The 23,007-nt window shown below is 38.2% G+C and carries 18 protein-coding genes; 16 read left to right on the forward strand and 2 right to left on the reverse strand.

The features are described 5' to 3' along the window. The first annotated feature begins 280 nt into the window (after window positions 1-280). The 7 genes from JL102_RS07245 (at window position 281) to JL102_RS07275 (ending at window position 8,533) form a co-directional block, all read left to right on the forward strand. Window positions 281-1,138, forward strand: a complete 858-nt coding sequence (locus tag JL102_RS07245; RefSeq protein ID WP_202243594.1) for a universal stress protein — start codon at window positions 281-283, stop codon at window positions 1,136-1,138. A 103-nt stretch (window positions 1,139-1,241) separates the two neighbouring features. Further along, the gene (ccoN, locus tag JL102_RS07250; protein ID WP_202243595.1) at window positions 1,242-3,392 is read left to right on the forward strand and encodes a cytochrome-c oxidase, cbb3-type subunit I; all 2,151 of its coding nucleotides are present in this window, start codon (window positions 1,242-1,244) and stop codon (window positions 3,390-3,392) included. 192 nt (window positions 3,393-3,584) lie between these two features. Beyond that, on the forward strand, window positions 3,585-4,559 hold the full coding sequence (locus JL102_RS07255) for a cbb3-type cytochrome c oxidase N-terminal domain-containing protein (protein WP_237390470.1): 975 nt from the start codon (window positions 3,585-3,587) through the stop codon (window positions 4,557-4,559). A gap of 17 nt (window positions 4,560-4,576) precedes the next feature. Further along, a complete protein-coding gene (gene ccoG / locus JL102_RS07260; RefSeq protein ID WP_202243596.1) occupies window positions 4,577-6,010 on the forward strand; it encodes a cytochrome c oxidase accessory protein CcoG in 1,434 nt (477 codons plus the stop codon). A 46-nt stretch (window positions 6,011-6,056) separates the two neighbouring features. Then, entirely contained in the window at window positions 6,057-6,491 is a 435-nt protein-coding gene (locus JL102_RS07265; protein WP_202243597.1) for a FixH family protein, read from the forward strand. Window positions 6,492-6,516: 25 nt separating this feature from the next. Continuing rightward, window positions 6,517-7,206 (forward strand): sulfite exporter TauE/SafE family protein, encoded by a 690-nt coding sequence (locus tag JL102_RS07270; protein WP_202243598.1) that lies wholly within the window; start codon window positions 6,517-6,519, stop codon window positions 7,204-7,206. 538 nt (window positions 7,207-7,744) lie between these two features. Beyond that, complete coding sequence (locus tag JL102_RS07275) at window positions 7,745-8,533, forward strand: MBL fold metallo-hydrolase (protein ID WP_202243599.1); 789 nt, start codon at window positions 7,745-7,747, stop codon at window positions 8,531-8,533. 17 nt (window positions 8,534-8,550) lie between these two features. Here JL102_RS07275 and JL102_RS07280 read toward each other — a convergent pair whose 3' ends face one another. After that, window positions 8,551-9,537: a helix-turn-helix domain-containing protein gene (locus tag JL102_RS07280; protein ID WP_202243600.1), complete on the reverse strand. Its 987-nt coding sequence runs from the start codon at window positions 9,535-9,537 to the stop codon at window positions 8,551-8,553. A gap of 240 nt (window positions 9,538-9,777) precedes the next feature. On the opposite strand from JL102_RS07280, the gene JL102_RS07285 reads away from it, so the two are divergent. The 7 genes from JL102_RS07285 (at window position 9,778) to JL102_RS07315 (ending at window position 18,865) form a co-directional block, all read left to right on the forward strand. Further along, entirely contained in the window at window positions 9,778-11,361 is a 1,584-nt protein-coding gene (locus tag JL102_RS07285) for a S8 family peptidase (RefSeq protein ID WP_202243601.1), read from the forward strand. A gap of 40 nt (window positions 11,362-11,401) precedes the next feature. Beyond that, window positions 11,402-12,379 carry a hypothetical protein gene (locus JL102_RS07290; RefSeq protein ID WP_202243602.1) on the forward strand — a complete coding sequence of 326 codons (978 nt, stop codon included), beginning with the start codon at window positions 11,402-11,404 and terminating at the stop codon, window positions 12,377-12,379. Between the two features lie 30 nt (window positions 12,380-12,409). Continuing rightward, window positions 12,410-13,459 (forward strand): hypothetical protein, encoded by a 1,050-nt coding sequence (locus JL102_RS07295; protein ID WP_202243603.1) that lies wholly within the window; start codon window positions 12,410-12,412, stop codon window positions 13,457-13,459. Window positions 13,460-13,788: 329 nt separating this feature from the next. Next, the gene (locus JL102_RS07300) at window positions 13,789-15,075 is read left to right on the forward strand and encodes an acetyl-CoA hydrolase/transferase family protein (RefSeq protein WP_202243604.1); all 1,287 of its coding nucleotides are present in this window, start codon (window positions 13,789-13,791) and stop codon (window positions 15,073-15,075) included. A gap of 190 nt (window positions 15,076-15,265) precedes the next feature. After that, window positions 15,266-15,820, forward strand: a complete 555-nt coding sequence (locus JL102_RS07305) for a YceI family protein (protein ID WP_202243605.1) — start codon at window positions 15,266-15,268, stop codon at window positions 15,818-15,820. Between the two features lie 69 nt (window positions 15,821-15,889). Then, window positions 15,890-17,158 (forward strand): hypothetical protein, encoded by a 1,269-nt coding sequence (locus JL102_RS07310; RefSeq protein WP_202243606.1) that lies wholly within the window; start codon window positions 15,890-15,892, stop codon window positions 17,156-17,158. A gap of 132 nt (window positions 17,159-17,290) precedes the next feature. After that, window positions 17,291-18,865 (forward strand): carboxylesterase/lipase family protein, encoded by a 1,575-nt coding sequence (locus tag JL102_RS07315; RefSeq protein WP_202243607.1) that lies wholly within the window; start codon window positions 17,291-17,293, stop codon window positions 18,863-18,865. Window positions 18,866-18,928: 63 nt separating this feature from the next. On the opposite strand, the gene JL102_RS07320 is transcribed toward JL102_RS07315, so the two are convergent. After that, window positions 18,929-20,461 carry a SulP family inorganic anion transporter gene (locus JL102_RS07320; protein ID WP_202243608.1) on the reverse strand — a complete coding sequence of 511 codons (1,533 nt, stop codon included), beginning with the start codon at window positions 20,459-20,461 and terminating at the stop codon, window positions 18,929-18,931. 320 nt (window positions 20,462-20,781) lie between these two features. Here JL102_RS07320 and JL102_RS07325 point away from each other — a divergent pair, with 320 nt between their 5' ends. Both JL102_RS07325 and JL102_RS07330 read left to right on the forward strand, forming a co-directional pair. Next, complete coding sequence (locus JL102_RS07325) at window positions 20,782-21,531, forward strand: NUDIX hydrolase (RefSeq protein WP_317191624.1); 750 nt, start codon at window positions 20,782-20,784, stop codon at window positions 21,529-21,531. A gap of 101 nt (window positions 21,532-21,632) precedes the next feature. Beyond that, on the forward strand, window positions 21,633-22,997 hold the full coding sequence (locus JL102_RS07330) for a sugar MFS transporter (RefSeq protein WP_202243609.1): 1,365 nt from the start codon (window positions 21,633-21,635) through the stop codon (window positions 22,995-22,997). The last annotated feature ends 10 nt before the right edge of the window (window positions 22,998-23,007 follow it).

The following is a 23,007-nucleotide window of genomic DNA, read 5'->3' on the forward strand; positions in this document are numbered from 1 at the left end:
TCTTTTAAGGCAATTCTTAAGGTTATTTTTATTTGAAATTTCTAAAAACAGATTCTAATCGCTTCCTATGCTATTATGAGCTAGCTCGATTACGCTAGTTACTCTTGCCAGCAGCTCTATGTAAGGTTTTAAGAGCTATAAATAATATTTAATTAGAAGTAAGGTGATGTAATAAAGCATGGCTGACATTAATCAGTAATTTGTACTCATATGGATCATTCACATTGGTACAGAATTTAGATTCTTTTGGAGTAAGGTTTTACTTCAAAAGAATACTGCCATGAAATCAAAGTTTAATACCATCCTAGTGCCGGTTAATTTTTCTGATTACGCCGCTCATGCTATGGATCTGGCTATAGAAATAGCTCAGAAAAGAAGTTCTAAAATATTACTCCTTCACGTAATCAATGTGCCTGATTATAGAGGGGTAGTGGAGGGAGTAAAGGTTAATTTTCTTGATTCTGTACGCTATGTTACCTCTCAGCATCTTGATGGGCTGGTTGATAAAGCTAAGGATCATGGAATAGAAGCCTCTTATACCGTGGTAGCGGGCTTGCCAGGAGCAGAGATCGTAAAATTTGCCAGAGAAAAGCAGGTCAGTCTAATAGTGTTGGGGTCTAAAGATTATAAGCACATGGATGAGATGCTGGGAGGTTCGGCTACTGAACGCATAGTGAGGTATACCGATTGTCCTGTCATCACCGCCAAGGCGCCAATCCACCTTGCATCTGTCAAAAATGTTGTATTTGCCACTGATTTGAAAACGACCCATACTTTTATCACTTCAGAACTTAAAAGTCTGATAGCGCTTACTGGGGCCAACCTACACATCTTGAAGGTGAACACACGGGAAACCTGGATGCCGGATGTGCAGATAGAAAAGCAGTTGAAAGCCTTTAATGATATTCATGGATTTGAAAATTTCACATTTAAAGTATGTAACAGTGAAACTATTGAAGATGGTATAGTGCATTACTATGAAAATATAGGGGCTGAAGCCGTGGCCATGTCTATTCATAGTTTGTATCACCATAATTCTAGAAGCAGCAACTATTTTATTACCGAAAAGGTGTTGCAAAGTGGTCCAGGCTTGCTCTGGACTTGTGCTAATGAATCGTCTAGGAGCTGGGGCTCATAGAAAAACTGACAAAAATCAATTTCAGGTCTAATCTACATCAATTCGATGTATCTGCGGACCAAGTACTTTCGTATCGTCAAAATTTTGTAACAAAACTTCGCTTATGGAACTTGAGAAATTCAGCTATGACAATAAAATCGTGCGAGCGTTTATCATAGCTACTGTAGTTTTTGGACTGGTAGGAATGCTGGTGGGGCTAACGGCTGCCATTCAGCTTTTTTATCCCATTTTTAATTTTGATACTCCATACACTACATTTGGTCGTATCAGGCCTCTTCACACTAATGCAGTGATTTTTGCATTTGTGGGTAACGCGATGTTTGCCGGGGTATATTACTCTATGCAGCGTTTGCTTAAAACCCGCATGTTTTCAGATGCACTAAGCTGGATTAACTTTTGGGGCTGGCAATTGATTATTTTAGCGGCAGCTATATCATTGCCTTTAGGATTTACCACATCAAAAGAATATGCCGAACTAGAATGGCCTATTGACATAGCCATTACCCTTATCTGGGTGGTGTTCGGTATTAACATGATTGGTACTATCATTAAAAGAAGAGAAAAACACATGTATGTAGCCATTTGGTTCTACATTGCTACATTCGTTACGGTAGCTGTGCTGCATGTGGTTAACTCTTTTGAGCTGCCTGTTAGTTTTATGAAAAGCTACAGCTGGTATGCTGGTGTGCAAGATGCTTTAGTACAATGGTGGTATGGTCACAATGCTGTGGCTTTCTTTTTAACCACTCCGTTCTTGGGCCTCATGTATTACTACTTGCCTAAAGCAGCCAATAGACCTGTATATTCTTACAAATTGTCTATTATTCACTTCTGGTCACTCATATTTATCTATATCTGGGCAGGACCGCACCACTTACTATATACTTCATTGCCAGATTGGGCTCAGTCTTTAGGTACGGTGTTTTCTATCATGCTTATTGCACCTAGTTGGGGAGGTATGTTAAATGGTTTGCTCACTTTAAGAGGAGCTTGGGACAAAGTGAGAGAAGATCCCGTTTTAAAATTTATGGTAGTGGCAGTTACCGCTTATGGTATGGCTACTTTCGAAGGACCTATGCTTTCGCTTAAAAACGTGAACGCCATTGGCCACTTTACTGACTGGATCATTGCTCACGTACACATTGGAGGTTTAGGATGGAACGGTTTCCTTACTTTCGGTATGTTGTATTGGTTAGTACCTAAAATGTGGGATACTAAGCTATTCTCTACTAAACTGGCTAACATACACTTTTGGATTGGTACGCTAGGTATTATATTCTATGCGCTCCCATTATATGTGGCAGGTATCACTCAAAGTTTAATGTGGAAAGAATTTAATCCTGATGGATTCTTAGAATATAAGAACTTCCTTGAAACAGTAGTTCAGATTCTTCCTATGTACATGCTAAGAGCAATAGGTGGAGGGTTATACTTGATAGGTGCTATTATGATGACCTTTAACCTAATCCAAACTGCTAAGAGAGGTAGCTTTATTGCTAATGAAGATGCCGCTGCTGCTCCGCTTGAGAAACATAAGAAGCATGTTGGAGGCCACTGGCATAGTGTGCTTGAAAGAAAACCAGTACTGTTCACCGTACTTACAGCCGTAGCCATACTTATAGGTGGTGTAATTGAAATGGTACCTACTTTCCTTATTAAGAGTAACGTACCTACCATAAGCAGTGTTAAGCCTTATTCTCCACTAGAGCTTCAAGGTAGAGATCTGTATATAAGAGAAGGTTGTGTGAGCTGCCACTCTCAAATGGTAAGACCATTCCGATCAGAAACAGAACGTTATGGTGAGTATTCTAAAGCAGGTGAATTCGTTTATGATCACCCATTCCTTTGGGGGTCTAAAAGAACTGGTCCTGATTTACATAGAGTAGGAGGAAAGTACCCTAACAGCTGGCACTATTACCACATGCTGGATCCATCAGCAGTATCAGCCGGATCTATCATGCCTCCTTATCCTTGGTTATTTGAAAACACCATTGATAAGTCTACCACCGCAGCTAAAATTAGCGCAATGCGTACGCTGGGAGTTCCTTACGAGGAAGGTTATGAAGATATAGCTAATGATGTATTAGATGAACAAGCTGAATTTATAGCTCGAAGCTTGAAGGAGCAGGACGGTATAGAAGTAATGCCGGAAACTGAAATTGTGGCCCTTATTGCTTATTTACAGCGATTAGGCACTGACATCACCGTAAAAACGGAATCTCAATCATCTGAATTAGAAGCATCAAACGAATAAGACTATGTTTAAGCATTATTTCGAACAAATACACAGCGTGGAGATATGGCCCATTATATCATTGTCAATATTCTTCATATTCTTTATCTGCCTGGTGTTATGGGTAATTAAAGCGGATAAAGGTTACATCAGCAAAATGAAGCATTTACCGGTTGATGACGTGACATTGTCCACTGCAAAATCTGAAGAATCATGAGTAGAATTTTATATAAACTAAAAAGACCATTGATAGCCATGATGCTGCTCCTGATAGGGCAGCAGGCATGGGCTCAAGAGAGTGCTTCTTCAGCAGGCACCACGTCTGTATACTTTTATGTTGTTGTAGGGTTTGTTTTTGTTACAGCCCTTATAGTGCTAAGGGTGGCTATGATTATTCTCAAGCTGCTCAGGTTTATGGTAAAAGACCAGGCCAGAAAACAGGCAGAAGCCCGTGGAGAAATAATTGAGGAGCCAGTGAAGACAAACTGGTGGAGCAAATTCCTTACTCAAGCCAATGACGCAGTACCTGTAGAGGAAGAAGAAGCCATTATTCTTGATCATAATTATGATGGCATTAGAGAGTTAGATAACCACTTGCCACCATGGTGGAAAGGTATATTCTACGTGAGTATTGTTTTCGCTGTAGTATATCTGGCTGTATATCATGTGTTCGGAACCATGCCTTTGCCTTCAGAGGAATATGCCATAGAAATGAATGAAGCTCAGGAAGCGGCTTTGCTCAGACAAGCAAATATGCCTAAAAGCAATATTGATGAAACCAACGTAGAGCTGGTTGATGATCCGGCACTTTTAAGCAAAGGAAGACAAGTGTTTATCAATAACTGTGCGGCGTGCCATAGAGAAGATGGTGGTGGAGGTATAGGTCCTAACCTTACAGACGAATACTGGTTACATGGTGGTGGTATCAAAAATGTATTCGCTACTATAAAGCATGGTGTTCCAGAAAAAGGTATGATCTCTTGGGAACCATTACTTTCTCCTACACAAATGCAGAACGTGGCTTCTTTTGTAATCAGTTTGGCAGGCACTAACCCTGATAATGCTAAAGACCCACAGGGAGAAGTTTACCAATCAGGAGAAGAAGTAGAAATTATTGATAATGCTGTCGATTCTACTGCTGTGGAGGCCGACTCGTTATCTGCAGATGATGCACAAGCTGCTTTATAATATAAAATTGTTGAGAGATGAATAAGAAGGCTAGTTTGGATAACTTATATGAATACGATGAGGAGTTTAAAGATACCATTGCAACCGTAGATGCAGAAGGTAAGCGGGTGTGGGTATATCCTAAAAAGCCATCTGGACATTACCATAATAGGAGAATAGTAGTTACTATTATATTGTTAAGCATACTATTCTCTGGCCCTTTTATAAGAATAAATGGTAGACCATTTTTATTACTTAATATTTTTGAGCGCAAGTTTGTAATCCTGGGCCAGGCTTTCTGGCCTCAGGATTTTTTCCTTTTAGCACTTTTGTTAATCACATTTTTCGTTTTTGTGATTTTATTTACCGTAATTTTTGGTCGTGTATGGTGCGGGTGGGCTTGTCCACAGACACTGTTTATGGAAATGGTGTTTCGTAAAATAGAGTACTGGATTGATGGAGATGCTAATCAGCAAAGAAAGTTGAAAAAAGCGCCTTGGAATGCGCAGAAAATAGGGAAGAGGCTACTCAAACATACCATTTTTATCATTATTTCTTTAATGATATCTCACACTGTAATGGCCTATCTTATTGGTATAGAAGAGGTGAAACAGATCGTGAGTCAGTCACCATCAGAACACTGGGGTGGTTTCATAGGTCTGATGGTTTTTACAGGCATATTTTATGGTGTTTTTTCATGGTTTAGAGAGCAGGCATGTGTAGCTGTGTGTCCTTATGGCAGACTTCAAGGTGTGTTGTTGGATAAAAAATCAATAGCAGTAATGTATGACTGGGTACGGGGTGAGCCTAGAGGTAAACTTAAGAAAAAGCAGGAAGAAGCACCTAAGGGTGATTGTATAGACTGTAAGCTTTGTGTACATGCTTGCCCTACAGGTATAGACATCAGAAATGGTACACAGCTAGAATGCGTAAACTGCACCGCTTGTATTGATGCTTGTAATGATGTGATGCAGAAAGTGAATCTTCCTACAGGTTTGATCCGCTACTCTTCTTTTGAAGCAATAGAAAAAGGGAAGCAAAAGATCTTTACCAAAAGAGCAGCTGCTTATTCTGTAGTGCTGGTGTTATTACTGGGTATATTAGGTTTTTCTCTAGCCAGCAGATCAGAGATAGAAACTACAGTGTTGAAAGTGCCAGGACAGCTCTATCAGCGCACAGATGATGGTCATATCACTAACCTCTATAATATTCAGTTTGTAAACAAAACTTTTGAGGATATGACGCTGGAGCTACGTGTAGAGGATGAACCGGAAGCTGAAATAACCAAAGTAGGAGAAGGTGATCAGCTAGTGCCATCGAATGGTCTTTCAGAGGGTGTATATTTTATTAAAATACCTACTGATAAGATAAAGTCCGCAAAGACGAGCCTTACCATAGGGGTATATAAAGATGGAAAGCTTGTAGAAAAAACAGGCACCAAATTTTTAGGTCCTGTAGGTAAGTCTAATTAGCGGTAGAAGTTATTTTAATGATCAGAAAACAAAAAATCATAAAACAATGAACTGGGGAACAAGAATAGTTATAGTATTTGCGTGCTTTGTTGCTCTTATAGCCACCATGATTACCATTTGTATGAGACAAGATGTAAGTCTGGTAGCTCAAGACTATTATGTGCAGGAAATTGCTTATCAGGATCAGATAGACCGTATAAAGAATGCGAGCACTCTCGGGGGAGATCAGATGCAGGTAGATTTTGACCGCAACAGTTCCGTGTTATCATTAAATATTCCGAATAAAACCATTAACAAGGGAGAAATCCATTTTTTCAGACCCTCAGATGCTTCTCTGGATAAAAAGTACAATATCAGGCTAAATGATAGTGGAGCTCAGAATTTTGATCTTACTACTTTCAAAAAAGGCTTATGGAAGATTAAAATCAACTGGAATAAAGATGGAAAGGAATATTACGAAGAACAAAGTATAGTTATTTAAGTGAGAAATTAAACTGGGGATTGTGATGTTATCTGGATTTTTGGCTGGGTTTATAGGTAGTGTTCATTGTGCTGTTATGTGTGGACCATTATCCATGGCGGTGAATGGTCAACGTAATTTTTTGCAGCAATTAATCTATAATTCTGGTCGATTAACCACGTATGTTTTACTAGGTGTGACTTTTGGTTTATTAGGTCGTGGTTTATCTATTTTTGGCTGGCAGCAAGGCTTGTCAGTAATTATGGGAATCGTAGTGATTATTTTTGCCCTGTTCCCCAGATATCAGCACAAGCTGTTACAATCTCCTATGTACGGAAAAGTAATTCAACCCCTTCGCAAAAACTTGCAGAAGGTTTTAAAAAGTAAGAACCCATTCACCTATTATGTTATAGGCATGTTGAATGGTCTTTTACCCTGTGGTCTGGTGTATATGGTTTTATCAGTAAGTGTAGCTACGGGTACAATCCAGGGCGGAGCTTTAGTGATGTTGGGCTTTGGCCTGGGAACCTGGCCTATGATGTTCGGTATCACCAGACTACTTTCTTTTATTAAAGGGCGGAAAGCATTTTCTATTCAATATGTAATCCCAGCGTTAGCACTTGTCATGGGAGCACTACTGATATTAAGAGGACTTTCTCTAAATATTCCCTACGTGAGCCCCGTAGTTTCTACGCTGGGTTTAGATTGGGGGCTTCCCGGGTGTAGTATGCCATAATTATTAAGGGGATCTTGAGCCGTGGTTATAGTTTTATTCAACCAAAATCCGCTTTTACATTCATCTTACATTAGCTATTACCACTCCCTAAAATCCAGGGATATGTCGACGAAAGGGGATATTTATTAATTTATCAAAGACATTTAAACACCTGGCTGCTTGTAGTATAAGCAGGATCCATTTCGTGACTTATTTTTCTTTTTTTCAATTGATGAAAAATATTATTCAGAGGTCTTCCACTTACAGGAGTATTTTATGGAAATGAACTACCACTAAGAAATTGGGAACGATAGTTTTTCAATCTTTCTGAAGTGCTAGATGGCTATTTTGGGAGGGCTACAATTTATTAACATTCTAGTCTGCTAACCGTAAGTGATTATAGGTTGTTCTAGTAAGCACTTTTCTGAAAATTCCAGTGGCTTCAGAAATAGTTTTTGGAAGAGATTTTACCAATAAGTTTATCCCTGATTTAACTAAACATTGTGGTGTCTACTTTCATTGAATACTAGGGCTTTTTAATGATACAAATATTATAGCTATGTCAGACCCAATAAAGATACAATTAGTAAGAAATGCGACGTTGTTTGTGCACTATGGAGGCGCTCGCTTTTTAATAGATCCTATGTTCGCCGATAAAGGTGCTTACCCTGGTTTCCCTGGTACTTACCGTGCTGAGCTAAGAAATCCATTGGTTGATTTACCTTTGCCTCCTCACACCTGGCTTAAGCCTGATCTGGTACTGCTCACTCATTTACATCCTGATCATTGGGATGCAGTAGCAGCTGAACGGCTGCCTAAAGAAACACCTGTTTATGTTCAGAATGAAGATGATGCCGAAAAAGTAAAAGCCGATGGGTTTTCTAAAGTGAATGTTTTAGAACAGGAAAATCAATGGGGAGAGATGCAAATATTTAAAACGGTTTGCCAACATGGTTCTGATGACTTGTTTGAAGTGCCTGAAATGGCAGCCAGAATGGGCAGCGTATCAGGATATGTTTTTAAAAAGGCCAATGAAAAAACGATTTACTTAATAGGCGATACTATTTGGATTGATGAGGTGGAAGAAGCTTTGATGAAGCATGAGCCAGATATAGTTATTATGAATACAGGTAATGCTCAGGTAAATGGTTTTGGAAATATTATTATGGGGCAGGAGGATGTTCTGAGGGTACACCAGCTATTACCTAAGGCTACTATCATTGCTATCCATATGGAAGCTATCAATCACTGTGCGTTGAGTAGAAAAGACCTCAAAGCCTTTGTTGATCAAAATCAACTGAACGATTATGTTATCATTCCCGAAGATGGTGAAGAAATGCGGTTTTAGCTTCTTTTAGAAAACATTTATACTGTCAGGTTGCTCACTACCTCTACTTTTTCTCTGAGGCGGTTAAAAAATCGTATGCGTTCCCTTTGATTGGTGCTGCTAATGAGTGTAGCTGTGGATAAAAAATTCTCATACATTTGAAGCGTTCTTTTGCAGAAATTTTCATGGTGAGTAACCATGTTATCTATTATGTTGTGAGCTTTATATACAGAAAACTGGCTATTCAGATCTAAAATAATAGTATTATCACCTATGAGGATATCACTGTGGTAAAGGAAATAATTTTTCAAGGTTGAATCCGGCTGATCACCAAGTTTAAATTTGACTCCACTGTCAGCCTGTTCTTCGCAGTGATCAATGAGCAATTGCAGTTTTTCTATCAGGATGTTAAAATCATTGTCGTTAGAAAAAAATCCGGAATCATTATAAAATTGGATTTGATTGAGCGTACTCGTAAGTACACCATCATTCCATAGTTCAGAAGTGTTAATATTATTATATGAGGTAAGGATGTCTTCCGCCATGCTTACGCTTTCTTCATCAATATTTTCGACACTAAACTTTGCGTTTCGAAGGTGGGGTAGCTGTGCTACTGATTTTTCCCAGAAAAAACCTTTAAAGGCAGATAGCTCCGGTATCAATAAATTGTAAAACAATGGCAGATCCTTTGATGAATAGAACAACCTGCAATTAGGTATATCAGAAAGAATATTCATTTCGGTTTTTAAATTCCGAAGATACTCGACATAGTTAAACTCGAGATTATTATGCCATACAGGTTGAAAATCTACCTTAGAAGGATTCTTACAAATAAACGAATCTATGGAGATATTAAAATGGTTGCAAATTTTGGAAAGTTCATCAAGGTTTAAGTCGGTGTTTCCACGGAGCCTTCGGTAGACGCTATCAGTGCTAATGGCAAGTAAATCACCCAGTTCAGCCACTAATAAAGAATCGTTTCTAGTTGATTTGAGGTAATCGAAAATATCTACCTGAATACTCATTATTGATTTTTAATAATATGGGTTTAGTATTATTGATTATCACAAATTACTCAATTTAATACTAATATCCTTCTTATTATCTAATAAAATTAAGATTAAATAAATTGTATTATGGAATTCAGTGGTTGTTATAGTATCATTATATTGAAGTTTTAATAATAAATATTGATTTAATAGTGATATTTGATTTTCTTAACACTCAATCTATCAATACCTTCGGTTCATAATTAATCAACCATTATGAACTTAACTATAAAAACTCATCCTCTTCTCTTGTTACTAGGCACTCTTATCTTATGGAGTTGTAACGATTCCATGATAGCAGAACCCGACCATAATATGGTCGTAGATCCTGTGTCCAAAATGAGCTTTCCTAATATTCTTGTTGAAGAAAATTCAAAGGAAGCTTTAAGCATAAGGGAGATCAATCGCATAATTCCTGCATTGGCCACTGAGGAGTCTCCCTGGAGAAATGTTAGCGACCATACTTTGTGGAGTGCAGTCTTAGCAGGTGATGGCGCGGTAACGATAGGAATAGAGGCTGTAGAATCATTAGCTGCAGAGGCTGCAGTAGCAGGTATGGACGAACTGACCTATGCTAAGGAGTATACAAAGGCCTACCTGAATTATATCAATGATGACAAATCATCCATTTCATTCGAATCCTATGATGGTTTTCCTATGATTTGGGCTACTATCACTGATTATGGAATGTTGGCTAAGCTCAGGCAGTTGCCCACTGTTAGGTACATAGAGCCAGATGGCTTTGATTTGGAAGCGAATGAAATGATAAATGGAAGGCAGGCCAGTAGTGGTAGTGGCTGTGCTGACGATGAAAATTATGCCAACCAGGCTGACCGCTATACCATACCTGCTGGTACTAATTACAAGGTTTCCTGGCACCTGTATACGCATAACATTCCTGCCGCCTGGAGTTATGCAGAAGGTGAGGATATTATGATAGGTGTAGTGGATACAGGGATAGGCGAAAATCAGAATCAGCTTAGAGCAAACTTTGGTAGTGGCAGAACGGTGAAGCTTTCGAGAACTACAGAGGCTTTGTTTAAGAAAAATAGACATCCTTACGATGATTGTGGTCATGGAACTTCTATGTCAGGCCAAATGACAGCACCGAGAAATAGCATAGGAGCCATGGTAGGCATAGCTCCCCGGGCAGATTTGCATAGTGTGAAAATAGCTAATGGGGTGATTATCGAAACCACTAAAGAGCGCAAGGCTTTTGTAAAGGCCGTGAAAAAGCTGGCCGATGATCCTGATGTGAGAGTAATAAATATCTCTGTAGGCAGGCTCAATGGTAGAGATGATATGAAAGATGCCCTAGACTATGCTGATAGTAAAGGTAAGCTAATAGTATGTGCCGCTGGCAGTGTACTTGGCCTTAAAATATTCCCAGCCAGTTATAGTAAAACCATAGCTGCTACAGGAGTGGTTTATGATCCGCAATCTGATCCTAATGGAATAAACCTGGAAGTGATTAATTCTGATGGTGTACACAATGCCAAAGGAGATCATGTGGATTTTGCCGTATATCTAAAAAGAAAATCAGATGGAGACTATGCCTTAGGTCTAAACAGAACCAACGCTAACTCCAAAAAAGCGCTGGGCTCATCGGCCGCTTCCGCAACGGTGTCTGGAATAGCCGCACTTATTTGGTCTGCCAACCCTGATCTTACTAAGGCTCAGGTAGTGAATATTATGAGAAATTCGGGCAGCTATAAAAGGTTCTCCAGTGGACCAAGCAATAACTATGGCTATGGAATCATTGATGCAGAGCAGGCAGTAATAGCCGCTGCCAACTACTAATTCTGAATATTAATCAACACTATAATTTAAACTTTATTTCATGAAAAGAACAACACTTTTTTTCAGCGCTATGCTATTGCTTTTAGCTAGCTGTTTCACTTCCTGCGAAGATTCTCAGGATGCTGCGAAACCATCGGATGAGCCACTAAGCTTTCAAAATGGCCTATTAGTTTTTAAAACACATGCTGATTTCGAATCTACATTGAATTATCTTAAAAATAATCAGGATAATCTGAATGAATGGGAATCTCAGTTTAAGGATTTTAAATCTTTAAGATCCTCATATGCTCACTTTGAAGACCTGCTGAGCCGTGCTGGTGATGATTCAGAGTTAGAGGACCTATTAGCTGCAAACAAGCATTTGTATTCATTAAGAAAGATAAATGATGAAACTGAATTATTGCCACTGGTAGATGATCACCTAATAGCTACACTCTTTAATGCAGAGGGTTTAGTAGTAGTAGAAGGTAAGCTTATGAAACTTACTGATGATCAGTTGTTTGAAAAGGAACTGGCAGATAAATCCGATTTAAAATCTTCATTACTTGAATTTAAAAATGCTATTGAATTAGGCAAGGCAGAGAAATCTCCGGTGGTGAAGACAATAGTTCAATACGATATGAAAACAGGAAGGCGAATAGAAACCTGTGAAAATAAGTATTCTAAAAAGAACAGGAAGAGGCTCAAAGGTGAAATCTTTAAAAATCAGCTGGGAAATTTATTTTCATCTGTAGGAGCAAGAACCAAACATCAAAAGAAGAGATTAGGGCTCTGGACTGCCGCCAAAACCAAGCAAGTTAGATTAAAGATAGAGGGTGAATACTCTCAGGAGGCTCTTGGCGACATTGTATATTTACCTATTTCTTATGACAAAACAGAAAGTAATGAAAACAAGATTTCTAAGACCTTCGAATTCTGTGTAAATGTCACCTGTACATTCGGTATCACTTATATGCAAAACCTACACTGGTGCAGATGTGATGATAACGAAACAAGGACCTGCGAAACAGAAATATAATTTAATCAAAGAGTCAACCTTAATTTTAAAATGATGAAAAATCAACCATTAAAACTAATGGCCAACTGGGCCTGTCTTGCCGCTATTTTGCTGGCCATGTTTATGATGTCCTGTGAAGATGATCAAAATGAAAAAGGTTTATCTAAAGATTTACAGGAAGTAAGCTATGAGATGTCTGACGAATATTCTGTAACCGTAAGGTTAGATCCTGACCTTGTACACAGCTCGTATTCATTTAAGACGTTAGACGAGCATGATGATTATCTCAATAACCTTGAAGAAACCACTAACGGAGTAATTACTTTAAATAAAAAGATGTATGAAACCTTATCTCACTATTTTGATCCTTATCAAATTGCAGTAATTGATAATAATTATGAAATAGAAGTTGAAGGAGAAATCTATAAGGTAGATCATGAGGCTATCTATAAGAAAGTAGACAATTCTTGGGAGTTATATTTGTTCTATGGAGAATCAGGTACAGTAGATTTGGAAGAGACTGCTAAAATTCATGAAAACTATAATAATCTTGATGTTTTGGATGAATTTAGTTTTAAAAGCCCTGTATCTAAAAGAATATATGAAAGAGAAGTGCTAAATGTAAATAGTGGAAAATTGGCAGCAAGGGATGAAATTGAATATCCTTTAAGAAATCCAAATGGTAGTATTAAAAGAGTCCAATATAGAAAGGTACAGAATGGACCTATTTACTCAGCAGAAATTAGATGGAGGTGTTGGAATGAGTCTTACAATAAATGGGGTAAGAAGGCAAAAGGAGGTACTATTACAGAGATCAAAAGGATGGAAGAAGGAACAGAAGTAGGGTGGAGATCTTTGAGTAATGGAGCTAAAATTGGAACTTATCTTATTAGTGGAATGGCTGAAGGAGTAGGAGGAAAGGTGACGGTCAAAGTTGACGGAGGGAAAAGTTCTGGATCAGCATCGGGTCAGTGGAGTGTAAGTAAGGACAAAGTTAAAAGATCTAAGAATAGGTCGGCTAGAAGTATACATAATGGTGAGATTAGAGACAGTAGTACCGGAGAACTAGAAGTGGGAATGAGTGATATTAGTTTAAATTAACTAAAGCTATAAGCCTATAGCAAGAGAAGTCTTCAAAGCTTTTATAAGACTCCATTTTTATATTATAAATAGAGGAAGTTTAGAGCCGTATCAACCTTATTGGTACGGCTCTTTTCTATTTAGAGCTGCTATAGAGTGTGGGTTTAATAATTCTTTTTGACTCATTAAATGATATAATATTATTCTCAGTATTCCCACACCCACCTGACGGTTTTCAACTAGAATCATGATAGAAGTCATAGGTTGAGGCAGGGCGTACATTTAGCTTTGAGGAATAGAAAGGAGGAGAATTACCTCTTATTTATAAATGTGCAAACCTGTCATTACTTATGAAAAATGAACTAAAAATCGTTAGGCCAGAAGAAGCCGTAAAAGATATAAAATCAGGCAACAGAATTTTGATACAAGGAGCAGCTATGACTCCTACCGTACTAGTAGATGCGCTTTGCCAAAGGTATCAGGAATTTGAAGATGTAGAGGTAATACATATGCATACTGAAGGAGAAGCCTCTTATGCATTGGAGCCGTATAGATCTTCTTTTAAAATTAATAGTTGTTTTGTAGGTAAAAACGTAAGAGAAGCGACCAACAGTGGCTTTGGAGACTATATTCCTATCTTTTTAAGCGAAGTACACTTGCTCTTCAGAAGAAATATTTTACCTCTAGATGTTGCCATTATCCAGGTGTCGCCACCAGATAAGCATGGTTACTGTTCTTTGGGTACTTCGGTAGATGTGGTAATTCCTGGTTTGGAAAGTGCCAAAATGGTAATTGCTCAGATTAACCCACGTGTGCCCAGAACCCATGGAGATGGTATTATCCATGTGAGCAAAATTGATTATGCTATTGAGGTAGATATTCCTTTACATAGTTCCAGTGCCAAAGCTCCTACAGAAATAGAAGAGAAAATAGGAAAGTATGTAGCTAGCCTGGTGGAAGATGGAGCCACCCTGCAAATGGGTATAGGAGGTATTCCTAATGTGGTATTAGCTAACCTTCATGGCCATAAAAAGCTGGGTATTCATACCGAAATGTTTTCTGATGGGGTGCTTCCGCTGGTAGAGGCAGGGGTAATCACAGGGGAAAACAAAATGGTGAAACCAGGTAAGATTGTGAGTTGCTTTGCAGTAGGCACACAAAAACTGTATGACTTTATGGATGATAATCCATTGGTAGACATGAAAGAGGCGGCTTATACCAATGATACTTCTATCATAAGAAGAAACCCTAAGGTAACGGCCATCAATAGCGCCATAGAGATAGACTTATGCGGCCAGGTTTGTGCGGATACTATTGGCAAAAGGCAATATTCTGGTGTAGGAGGGCAAATGGACTTTATTAGAGGAGCTTCCTTGTCTCCTGATGGTAAAGCTATTTTTGCTATGCCATCTGTTACTAATAAAGGTATATCTAAAATTGTTCCTTACCTCAAGGAAGGAGCAGGAGTTACCACTACAAGAGCACATGTTCATTATATAGTTACAGAATATGGAGTGGTTAATTTGTTTGGAAGAAATCTAAAACAAAGAGCTCACGACCTTATTTCTATATCTCACCCTGATCATAGAGAAGAGTTGGAAAGAATGGCTTTTGAGAGATTTAAGGTACTCGTTTAATGGATTAATTTGGTATTTAGGTTTTATTGGAGCTCTCTGGTACTCGTTATCAGAGAGCTTTTTTTATAACTGATTTTTGTCAATAAAAAGAATGGTTTCGCTTATGCTAAATCATTTTATCACCTGACTCTGGTCATGTTTTACCTGCACATCTCCCTGTATCATTGTACCAACAAAAACAAAGAACGTTATGAAAAGATCAATCTATCTAACACTAATATTCAGTATGGCTGTACTAACAGGTATGGCTCAGTCTTATTCTTTAAATAACAAAGCGTCTAAAGTGGAAGTGCTAGGAACATCTACCTTGCATGATTGGGAGATGACAGCCGAGCAGGTGAGTGGGAAGGCTAATTTGGAAGTGAGTGGAAGTGACGTTAATATCAAAGCCCTTTCAATAGAGTTAAAAGCTGAAACCCTAAAAAGTGGTAAATCATCTATGGATAAGAATGCTTATGAAGCTTTAAAAACTGATGATCATCCTACTATAAAATATGCTTTCAAATCAGTGAGCAGCACTAGTGGTAACAAGCTAACCACTACCGGTACGCTTACCTTGGCTGGGGTTTCTAAAACTATCACTATGCCTGTAACAGCTACGGTATCAGGTAATACAGTAACCTTTAAAGGTAAATACACTTTTAAAATGAGTTCTTTTAAAATAGATCCTCCCACAGCCTTAATGGGAACTGTAAAAACAGGTGATGAGATAACAGTTGAATTCAATGCTCAATACACCAAATAAGCACTCAATTAATTAGCAACTATTTAGATTTCAATTAATAAGATCAACAATTTTTTAACTTATACTACAATGAAAACGTCCATAAAATTAGCATTAGTGATCTTTTTCGCTGGCTTAGCTAGCTTAGGATACGCCCAAGAAAATAGAGAATTACAGTTTTACCGTCCGGCAGGTAGAGCAGGGGTAAATGTTTTTGAAACAGGAAAGCAAGATACTGTACCATACACCGGTATGAAAGTAAGAGTAGGGGGAGATTTTGCTATGCAATTTCAAGCGCTTGACCAGTCAAATGCAGGAGATAGCCTGGTAGATTTAGGAACTAACCTGAACTTACCCAATGCCAACTTAAACATAGATGTTCAACTCTATGATGGGGTTAGAATGCACTTAAGAACTTATCTTTCTGCAAGACACCACGAAGAATCTTGGGTGAAAGGTGGCCACATCCAAATGGATAAATTAGACTTCATTAAACCGGGGTTCTTAGAAGGAGTAATGAAATACACTACCATAAGAATTGGTTTGGATGAGTTTAACTACGGAGATGCCCACTTCAGAAGAAGTGATAATGCTAGAGCTATTTATAACCCATTTGTAGGTAACTACATTATGGATGCTTTCTCTACTGAGGCTTTTGCTGAAGTAACAGGTCAGTACAACGGATTCTTAGCAGTAGTAGGTATTACAAATGGTAAACTTAACCAAAATGTGGTAGTGGATGATAATACTGACAACAAGCTTTCTTTCTTCGGAAAATTAGGTTACGATAAGCAGTTGAATGATGATTTAAGAGTAAGGTTAACAGGTTCACTATACACTAACCAAGGTAAGTCTAATGGAGCCTTCCTTTATGGTGGTGACCGTGGTGGAGCAAGATATTACTATGTAATGCACACAGTAGGTGAAGGAGGAACTGACTTCGACGGTAGATTAAATCCTATTAGAAATAGAGGAAATGCACAGTTAACTGCCTTTCAAATCAATCCCTTTGTGAAATATCAAGGACTTGAGTTCTTCGGTATCTATGAGCATACTTCTGATGGTGTAGCAGACGGAGGATTTACTCAACTAGCTGCTGAATTAATCTACAGATTTGGAGGTGATGATCAACTATATGTAGGAGGTAGATATAATACTGTAAGTGGAGAGTTTAATGATGGAGCACCAACTTCTACAGTAAATAGATTTAATATAGGTGGAGGATGGTATTTAACAGACAATATCATGGCTAAAGTGGAGTATGTTAACCAACAATACGAAGATGATGGCTGGATTGGAACTAAATATCAAGACGGAAAATTTGATGGCTTTAATGTAGAGGCTGTAATAGGTTTCTAAATAGTTAGCGTTTAGGTAGAAAAAGGGGCTTCGGCCCCTTTTTGCATTTATTCTTACTAATAACTTTTTACTAAAGCAGCAGTTTTTCCTATTATTACTAGTTTTGGTAATTGTTAACTAATTAATCTCGTGATGAAAATTATACTAGCATTATTTGTTTTAAGTGTATTCTCAATACAGAGTATACTTGCTCAAAAGCCTCATTCTGTGAGTCTTACCATACAGAATGGCAAGATAGAAGGCTTTAATGACCAAAAGGAGCATGTCGATAAGTTTTTAGGTATTCCATATGCACAGCCGCCTGTTGGAGATCTTCGGTGGAAAGCACCACAGCCATTAGAAAAATGGAAAGGCACCAAAGAGGTGAAAAAATTTGGAGCCACCCCCGTACAGACCGATGTTTTCGGAGATATTGTATTTCGCTCTGAAGAGATGAGTGAAGATTGTCTATACCTCAATGTCTGGGCTCCAGAAGATAGAAAGAAGAACGATGCTTTACCTGTGTTGGTTTACTTTTATGGAGGTGGTTATGTTGCTGGTGGCAGCTCAGAGCCTCGCTATGACGGGGCTTCTATGGCTCAAAAAGGAATAGTGGTTATTACTGTGAATTATAGACTTAATCTTTTCGGGTTCTTTGCACACCCGGAACTGAGCGCAGAGGCCTCTTATAAGGCATCTGGCAATTACGGTTTGTTAGATCAGGCAGCAGCTTTACAGTGGGTGAAAGACAATATTAAGGCCTTTGGCGGAGACCCCGATAAAGTGACTATAGCCGGAGAATCAGCTGGTTCTATTTCGGTAAGTTCACAAATGGCTTCTCCACTATCTCGTCATTTAATAGCTGGAGCTATAGGTGAGAGTGGTGCTGCCATTAATCCTACTCTTTCTCCTGTTTCTTTGAAAGAAGCAGAGACCATAGGAATGGAATTCGCTACTAAAGCGGGTTATAAGTCATTGAAAGAATTACGTAATGCAAGTACAGATGAAATATTTGAAAAGTATAAAAAATCTGGTTTGTTTGGTTTTCCTTCAGTAATAGATGGCTATTTCTTTCCCAAAACATTGCCTGAAATATTTAATGCCGGCGAGCAGGCTCAGGTACCTTTATTATTAGGATGGAATTCTGCCGAAATACCAGGTATTGCCTTTATGCAGGGGCAGCCTTATACAGAGGAAGCATATATTAAAAATGTAAAACAAGCTTACCCAACTGATTACGAAGAGGTGCTTAAATTATACCCGCATACCAGTAAAGAGGAAATAGAACTTTCGGCTACCGCTTTAGCATCTGACAGGTTTATATCTTACAGTACATGGAAGTGGTTTGATCTTCATCGTAAAAATAGTGATCAGCCAGTGTACAGGTATTTGTTTTCGCAAATAAGACCCAAAGGACCTAATGAAAAGCAAGCCCCCATCGGAGCTCCACATGCTTCTGAGATACCCTATTGCATGGGTAACCTACGTTTAATGGATGATTTTAAATGGACAGAGGATGATAAGAAGACATCAGAAGTGATGCAGCAGTTCTTTGCCAATTTTATTAAAACTGGTGATCCTAATAATGGTAGTGTCCCGCAATGGCCGGCTGCTGAGGCAGAAGATGGTACTCCTCCGGTTATGATTATCAATGCTGAATCTCAGGTAGAAGAAGCTCAGAATGATGCCCGATATGAATTTTTAGATCGTGCTTACGGCAATGATTAATAATTTTCATCAAAAAAATAGGCTGGTGATAATCACCAGCCTATTTTTTTGCATTCTTATTGATTATGCCAGTTTATCAGTGGCGAGATGGTAGTCAGGGTCTTCCATAACGTTCACATCTATAATTCGGTCTGCATTTTTTAATAGCTCCTTACAGTCTGGGCTGAGGTGTTTTAAATGAACTGTTTTTCCAGCTTTTTGGTAGCGTTCGGTAATTTTATTTAAAGCCTCTATAGCCGACATATCTACCACGCGGCTTTCTGCAAAATCTATGATCACTTCTTTTGGATCATTAGCAATGTCAAACTTATCGTTGAAGGCCGTTATAGATCCGAAGAATAATGGTCCTTTTATTTCATAGTGTTTCACACCATTAGCATCAATGCTTTTTCTGGCCCTAATGCGTTTGGCATTGTCCCAAGCAAATACGAGAGCAGCTATAATAACCCCTATGATAACGGCAAGAGCCAGGTTATGAAGTACTATAGTCACTAGCGTAACCATTACCATCACAAATATGTCTGACTTAGGCATCTTGTTAAAGATCTTTAAACTGGCCCACTCAAAAGTACCTATAGATACCATGATCATAAGTCCTGTAAGGGCTGCCATAGGTAGTTTTCCTACCAGGTTAGCGCCAAACATAATAAACATAAGGAGTAATACAGAAGCTACTATACCAGACAGTCTTGCTCTGGCACCGTTAGATATATTAATAAGACTTTGACCGAGCATAGCACAACCTCCCATACCTGAGAAAAAGCCGGAGGCTACATTAGCCATACCTTGAGCTACAGCTTCTTTATTTCCACGTCCTCTTGTTTCAGTAATTTCATCAATAATATCTAGTGTAAGTAAACTTTCTATAAGCCCTACACCTGCCATAATTAAGGCATATGGAAATATGACCTTTAAGGTTTCAAAACTGTATATAATATTGGGGATGTGGAAAGGAGGGAAGCCTCCCTCTATGGAAGCCAAATCACCTACTGTTTTGGTACTAATGTTAAAAGCGGCTACTATACCAAAAATGGCAAAAATGGCTACTAAAGAGGCCGGAACTACCTTAGTTATTTTTGGTAACCCCCAGATAATTAGCATGGTTATTAAAACTAAACCCAGCATGATATAAAGAGGCTCACCAGTAAGCCAGTTCCCATCTGCGTCTTTAAACTGGGCTAGTTGTGCTGTGAAAATGATAAATGCCAGTCCGTTTACAAAACCGTATACCACAGGTTGTGGAACCAGACGAATTAGTTTGCCAAGCTTAAGGAAACCTGCAGCCATTTGTATAAGGCCTGCCAGCACCACAGTGGCAAAAATGTATTCTACGCCATGGCTAACCGCCAATGAGGCGATTACCACCGCTACAGCTCCGGTGGCACCAGAGATCTGGCCGGGTCGTCCTCCAAAAATAGAGGTGATAAGGCCCATTACAAAAGCTGCATATAAGCCTGTGAGTGGTGAAAGTTTAGCCATTAGCGCAAAGGCCACGGCTTCTGGTATAAGGGCGATAGCAACGGTCATACCAGAAAGTACTTCCGTTTTGTAGTCTACACGTTGTGTAAGATCAAAAAGGTTGAGATACTTTTTCATTTATAAAAGTTCAAATAAAAAGGATGTATTATATACTTATTAGGAAATAGCGTATTATGATAAATATGAAATCAGCAAAATATTCATGCGGATGCTAATGCATCAGTGCGGAGTAGAAGTTGAAGTGAATATCGCTTTTAGAGTCATATTTTAAAATTATTGAAATGCGAAGGTACTACTTTTAATTAAATAAAGAAGATTATAGTATTATTTATTGAATCAGAAAAGAGTTAATACCTTTCAACTTTATCTATATGATATATAAGTTATTAGAGAATGTCTTAAAATTTCGGCACCTTTGTGGTTAAATAAGCAATAAGGTGTATAAGATTAATACTATTAATTTTCATTCTGGCGTTTCTCTTGATTGTGTTATTTTCGGGTTCCAAGATAATCAGCTCAAAGTGCTCTTGATGAAGTTGAAAAACAAGGACGTCTGGGCACTGCCTGGTGGGTTTGTTAGAAAGGATAAAGATGTTGATGATGAAGCCAAAGCTGTTCTTCAAGAGAGAACTGGCCTGACTGATATTTTTTTACATCAGTTTCATTCCTTCGGTAGTGTGAGTAGGCAGGATCCAAAACATGCTTCTGATTTAGTAGAAATGGGAGTGATAGACCCTACCATGGAGGAATGGTTTAAGCAGCGCTATGTTTCTATAGGTTATTATGCCTTAGTAGAATATTCCAAAGTAAAGCTGCCGATACCCGACGCTACTTCTGATTATTGTAGCTGGGTGCCTATAAATGATCTTCCAAAATTAGTTATAGACCATGAGTCCATTATAGGAAAAGCACATCAAACCTTAAAGAAGGAATTAAACTATCAACCCATAGGATTCAACCTTCTGCCAGAATTATTTACTATGCCAGAACTACAGGCTTTATACGAAACATTATTGCAAAGCAAGCTTGATAGACGAAATTTCAGGAGAAAAATGCTAGCCTACGGCATATTAATAGATACTAATCAGAAAAGGGAAGGGGTAGGTCATAAGGCTCCTATACTGTACAGATTTGATTTGGAAAAGTATTTTTCCGCTATTAAAGATGGGTTCAGCTCAGGTTGGTAGTATAAGATTCTGGTTTATTAAAACGATTTAGCTTAAAAATATTTAAATTTATGCCAATGTATTACCTTTGGTAATCGATTGAATACTTATTACTAATACTTATGAATAAAAATACGAATGCGTTAGCCATACTTACGCTGTTGTTCTTTATGTGGGGTTTTATAACCTCCATGAATGACATTCTTATTCCTTACATGAAGGAGGTCTTTGAACTATCAAACTTTCAGTCTTTACTGGTACAAAGTGCTTTCTTTCTGGCTTATTTTATTGGTTCTTTAGCGTATTTTATAGCGTCTCTTAGTTTAGGCGATCCTATTAATAAAATTGGTTATAAAAAGACCATTACTTTTGGTTTGATTTTATCAAGTATAGGTTGTCTATTGTTTGTGCCTGCTTCTATGGCTGAAGCATATGGCTTATTCTTGTTAGCCCTGTTTGTGCTTGGTTTAGGATTAACAGTTTTACAAATATCATGTAACCCTATCGTAATTCTTTTGGGTAAGCCCGAAACAGCTTCTGGAAGACTGAACTTAACTCAGGCATTTAATTCGTTAGGTACTACTTTAGCTCCTGTAGTAGGAGGCTTTTTTATATTTAAGTTTTTTGCCACTGATGGTGTGCTTACCGCCGAAAACGTAAAAATGCCATATTTAATGCTGAGCGGATTGTTCATAGTTGTGGCCTTGTTATTTTCTCTTAGTAAGATTCCTTCTTTTAAAAATGATGATGATACCAATCATGGTTTTACTATTTTAAAATTTGCTCAGGTAAGATGGGGGATGTTGGGTATCTTTTGCTATGTAGGAGCAGAAGTGGCCGTAGGTAGTTTAATGATAGGGTATTTAGGGTACGAAAATGTTTTAGGCCTTGATCATTTGGAAGCTAGCAAATACCTGGCTTACTACTATTGGGGTGGTGCCATGATCGGCCGCTTTTTAGGAGGGATCAATATTAACGACGAGCCTATAAAGAAGAAGATCTTATTGTCACTAGGTATAATAGCTTTAATAACTCCGCTTATAGTATACTTGTCTGGTTTACATATTAGTGAAATGTGGCCTTATTTTATATTTATAGGCATCAACCTTATTCTTTTCCTTTTGATAGGTAAAAATGATAGATTGATGCTGGGTGTATTTGCACTAGTGAATATCTCATTCCTGGTAATTACTATCTTAGAAGTACCCGGTATGATGGTGTGGCCTATTTTATCTATTGGTTTGTTTAACTCCATTATGTGGTCAAATGTATTTTCTTTATCTACTCAAGGCTTAGGGAAATATACCAGTCAGGGATCATCTTTATTAATTATGGCTATTTTAGGAGGGGCAATCATTCCGCCACTTCAAGGGCTGGTAGCAGATCATTTTACTTTGGGATATTCATTTTTAATACCTGTAATTTGTTACTTCTACCTGTTTCTATACAGTGTTCGTTATAACAAAATTTATACGCAAATCGACTAACTTATTATTA

The organism is Fulvivirga sediminis (genome assembly GCF_016757215.1).
In the GTDB taxonomy this organism is placed as follows: domain Bacteria; phylum Bacteroidota; class Bacteroidia; order Cytophagales; family Cyclobacteriaceae; genus Fulvivirga; species Fulvivirga sediminis.

Coding starts and splice junctions, on each gene's coding strand:
- JL102_RS07245 (WP_202243594.1), top strand. CDS start 281: ATGAAATCAAAGTTTAATACCATCCTAGTGCCGGTTAATTTTTCTGAT.
- ccoN (WP_202243595.1), top strand. CDS start 1,242: ATGGAACTTGAGAAATTCAGCTATGACAATAAAATCGTGCGAGCGTTT.
- JL102_RS07255 (WP_237390470.1), top strand. CDS start 3,585: ATGAGTAGAATTTTATATAAACTAAAAAGACCATTGATAGCCATGATG.
- ccoG (WP_202243596.1), top strand. CDS start 4,577: ATGAATAAGAAGGCTAGTTTGGATAACTTATATGAATACGATGAGGAG.
- JL102_RS07265 (WP_202243597.1), top strand. CDS start 6,057: ATGAACTGGGGAACAAGAATAGTTATAGTATTTGCGTGCTTTGTTGCT.
- JL102_RS07270 (WP_202243598.1), top strand. CDS start 6,517: ATGTTATCTGGATTTTTGGCTGGGTTTATAGGTAGTGTTCATTGTGCT.
- JL102_RS07275 (WP_202243599.1), top strand. CDS start 7,745: ATGTCAGACCCAATAAAGATACAATTAGTAAGAAATGCGACGTTGTTT.
- JL102_RS07280 (WP_202243600.1), bottom strand. CDS start 9,537: ATGAGTATTCAGGTAGATATTTTCGATTACCTCAAATCAACTAGAAAC.
- JL102_RS07285 (WP_202243601.1), top strand. CDS start 9,778: ATGAACTTAACTATAAAAACTCATCCTCTTCTCTTGTTACTAGGCACT.
- JL102_RS07290 (WP_202243602.1), top strand. CDS start 11,402: ATGAAAAGAACAACACTTTTTTTCAGCGCTATGCTATTGCTTTTAGCT.
- JL102_RS07295 (WP_202243603.1), top strand. CDS start 12,410: ATGATGAAAAATCAACCATTAAAACTAATGGCCAACTGGGCCTGTCTT.
- JL102_RS07300 (WP_202243604.1), top strand. CDS start 13,789: ATGAAAAATGAACTAAAAATCGTTAGGCCAGAAGAAGCCGTAAAAGAT.
- JL102_RS07305 (WP_202243605.1), top strand. CDS start 15,266: ATGAAAAGATCAATCTATCTAACACTAATATTCAGTATGGCTGTACTA.
- JL102_RS07310 (WP_202243606.1), top strand. CDS start 15,890: ATGAAAACGTCCATAAAATTAGCATTAGTGATCTTTTTCGCTGGCTTA.
- JL102_RS07315 (WP_202243607.1), top strand. CDS start 17,291: ATGAAAATTATACTAGCATTATTTGTTTTAAGTGTATTCTCAATACAG.
- JL102_RS07320 (WP_202243608.1), bottom strand. CDS start 20,461: ATGAAAAAGTATCTCAACCTTTTTGATCTTACACAACGTGTAGACTAC.
- JL102_RS07330 (WP_202243609.1), top strand. CDS start 21,633: ATGAATAAAAATACGAATGCGTTAGCCATACTTACGCTGTTGTTCTTT.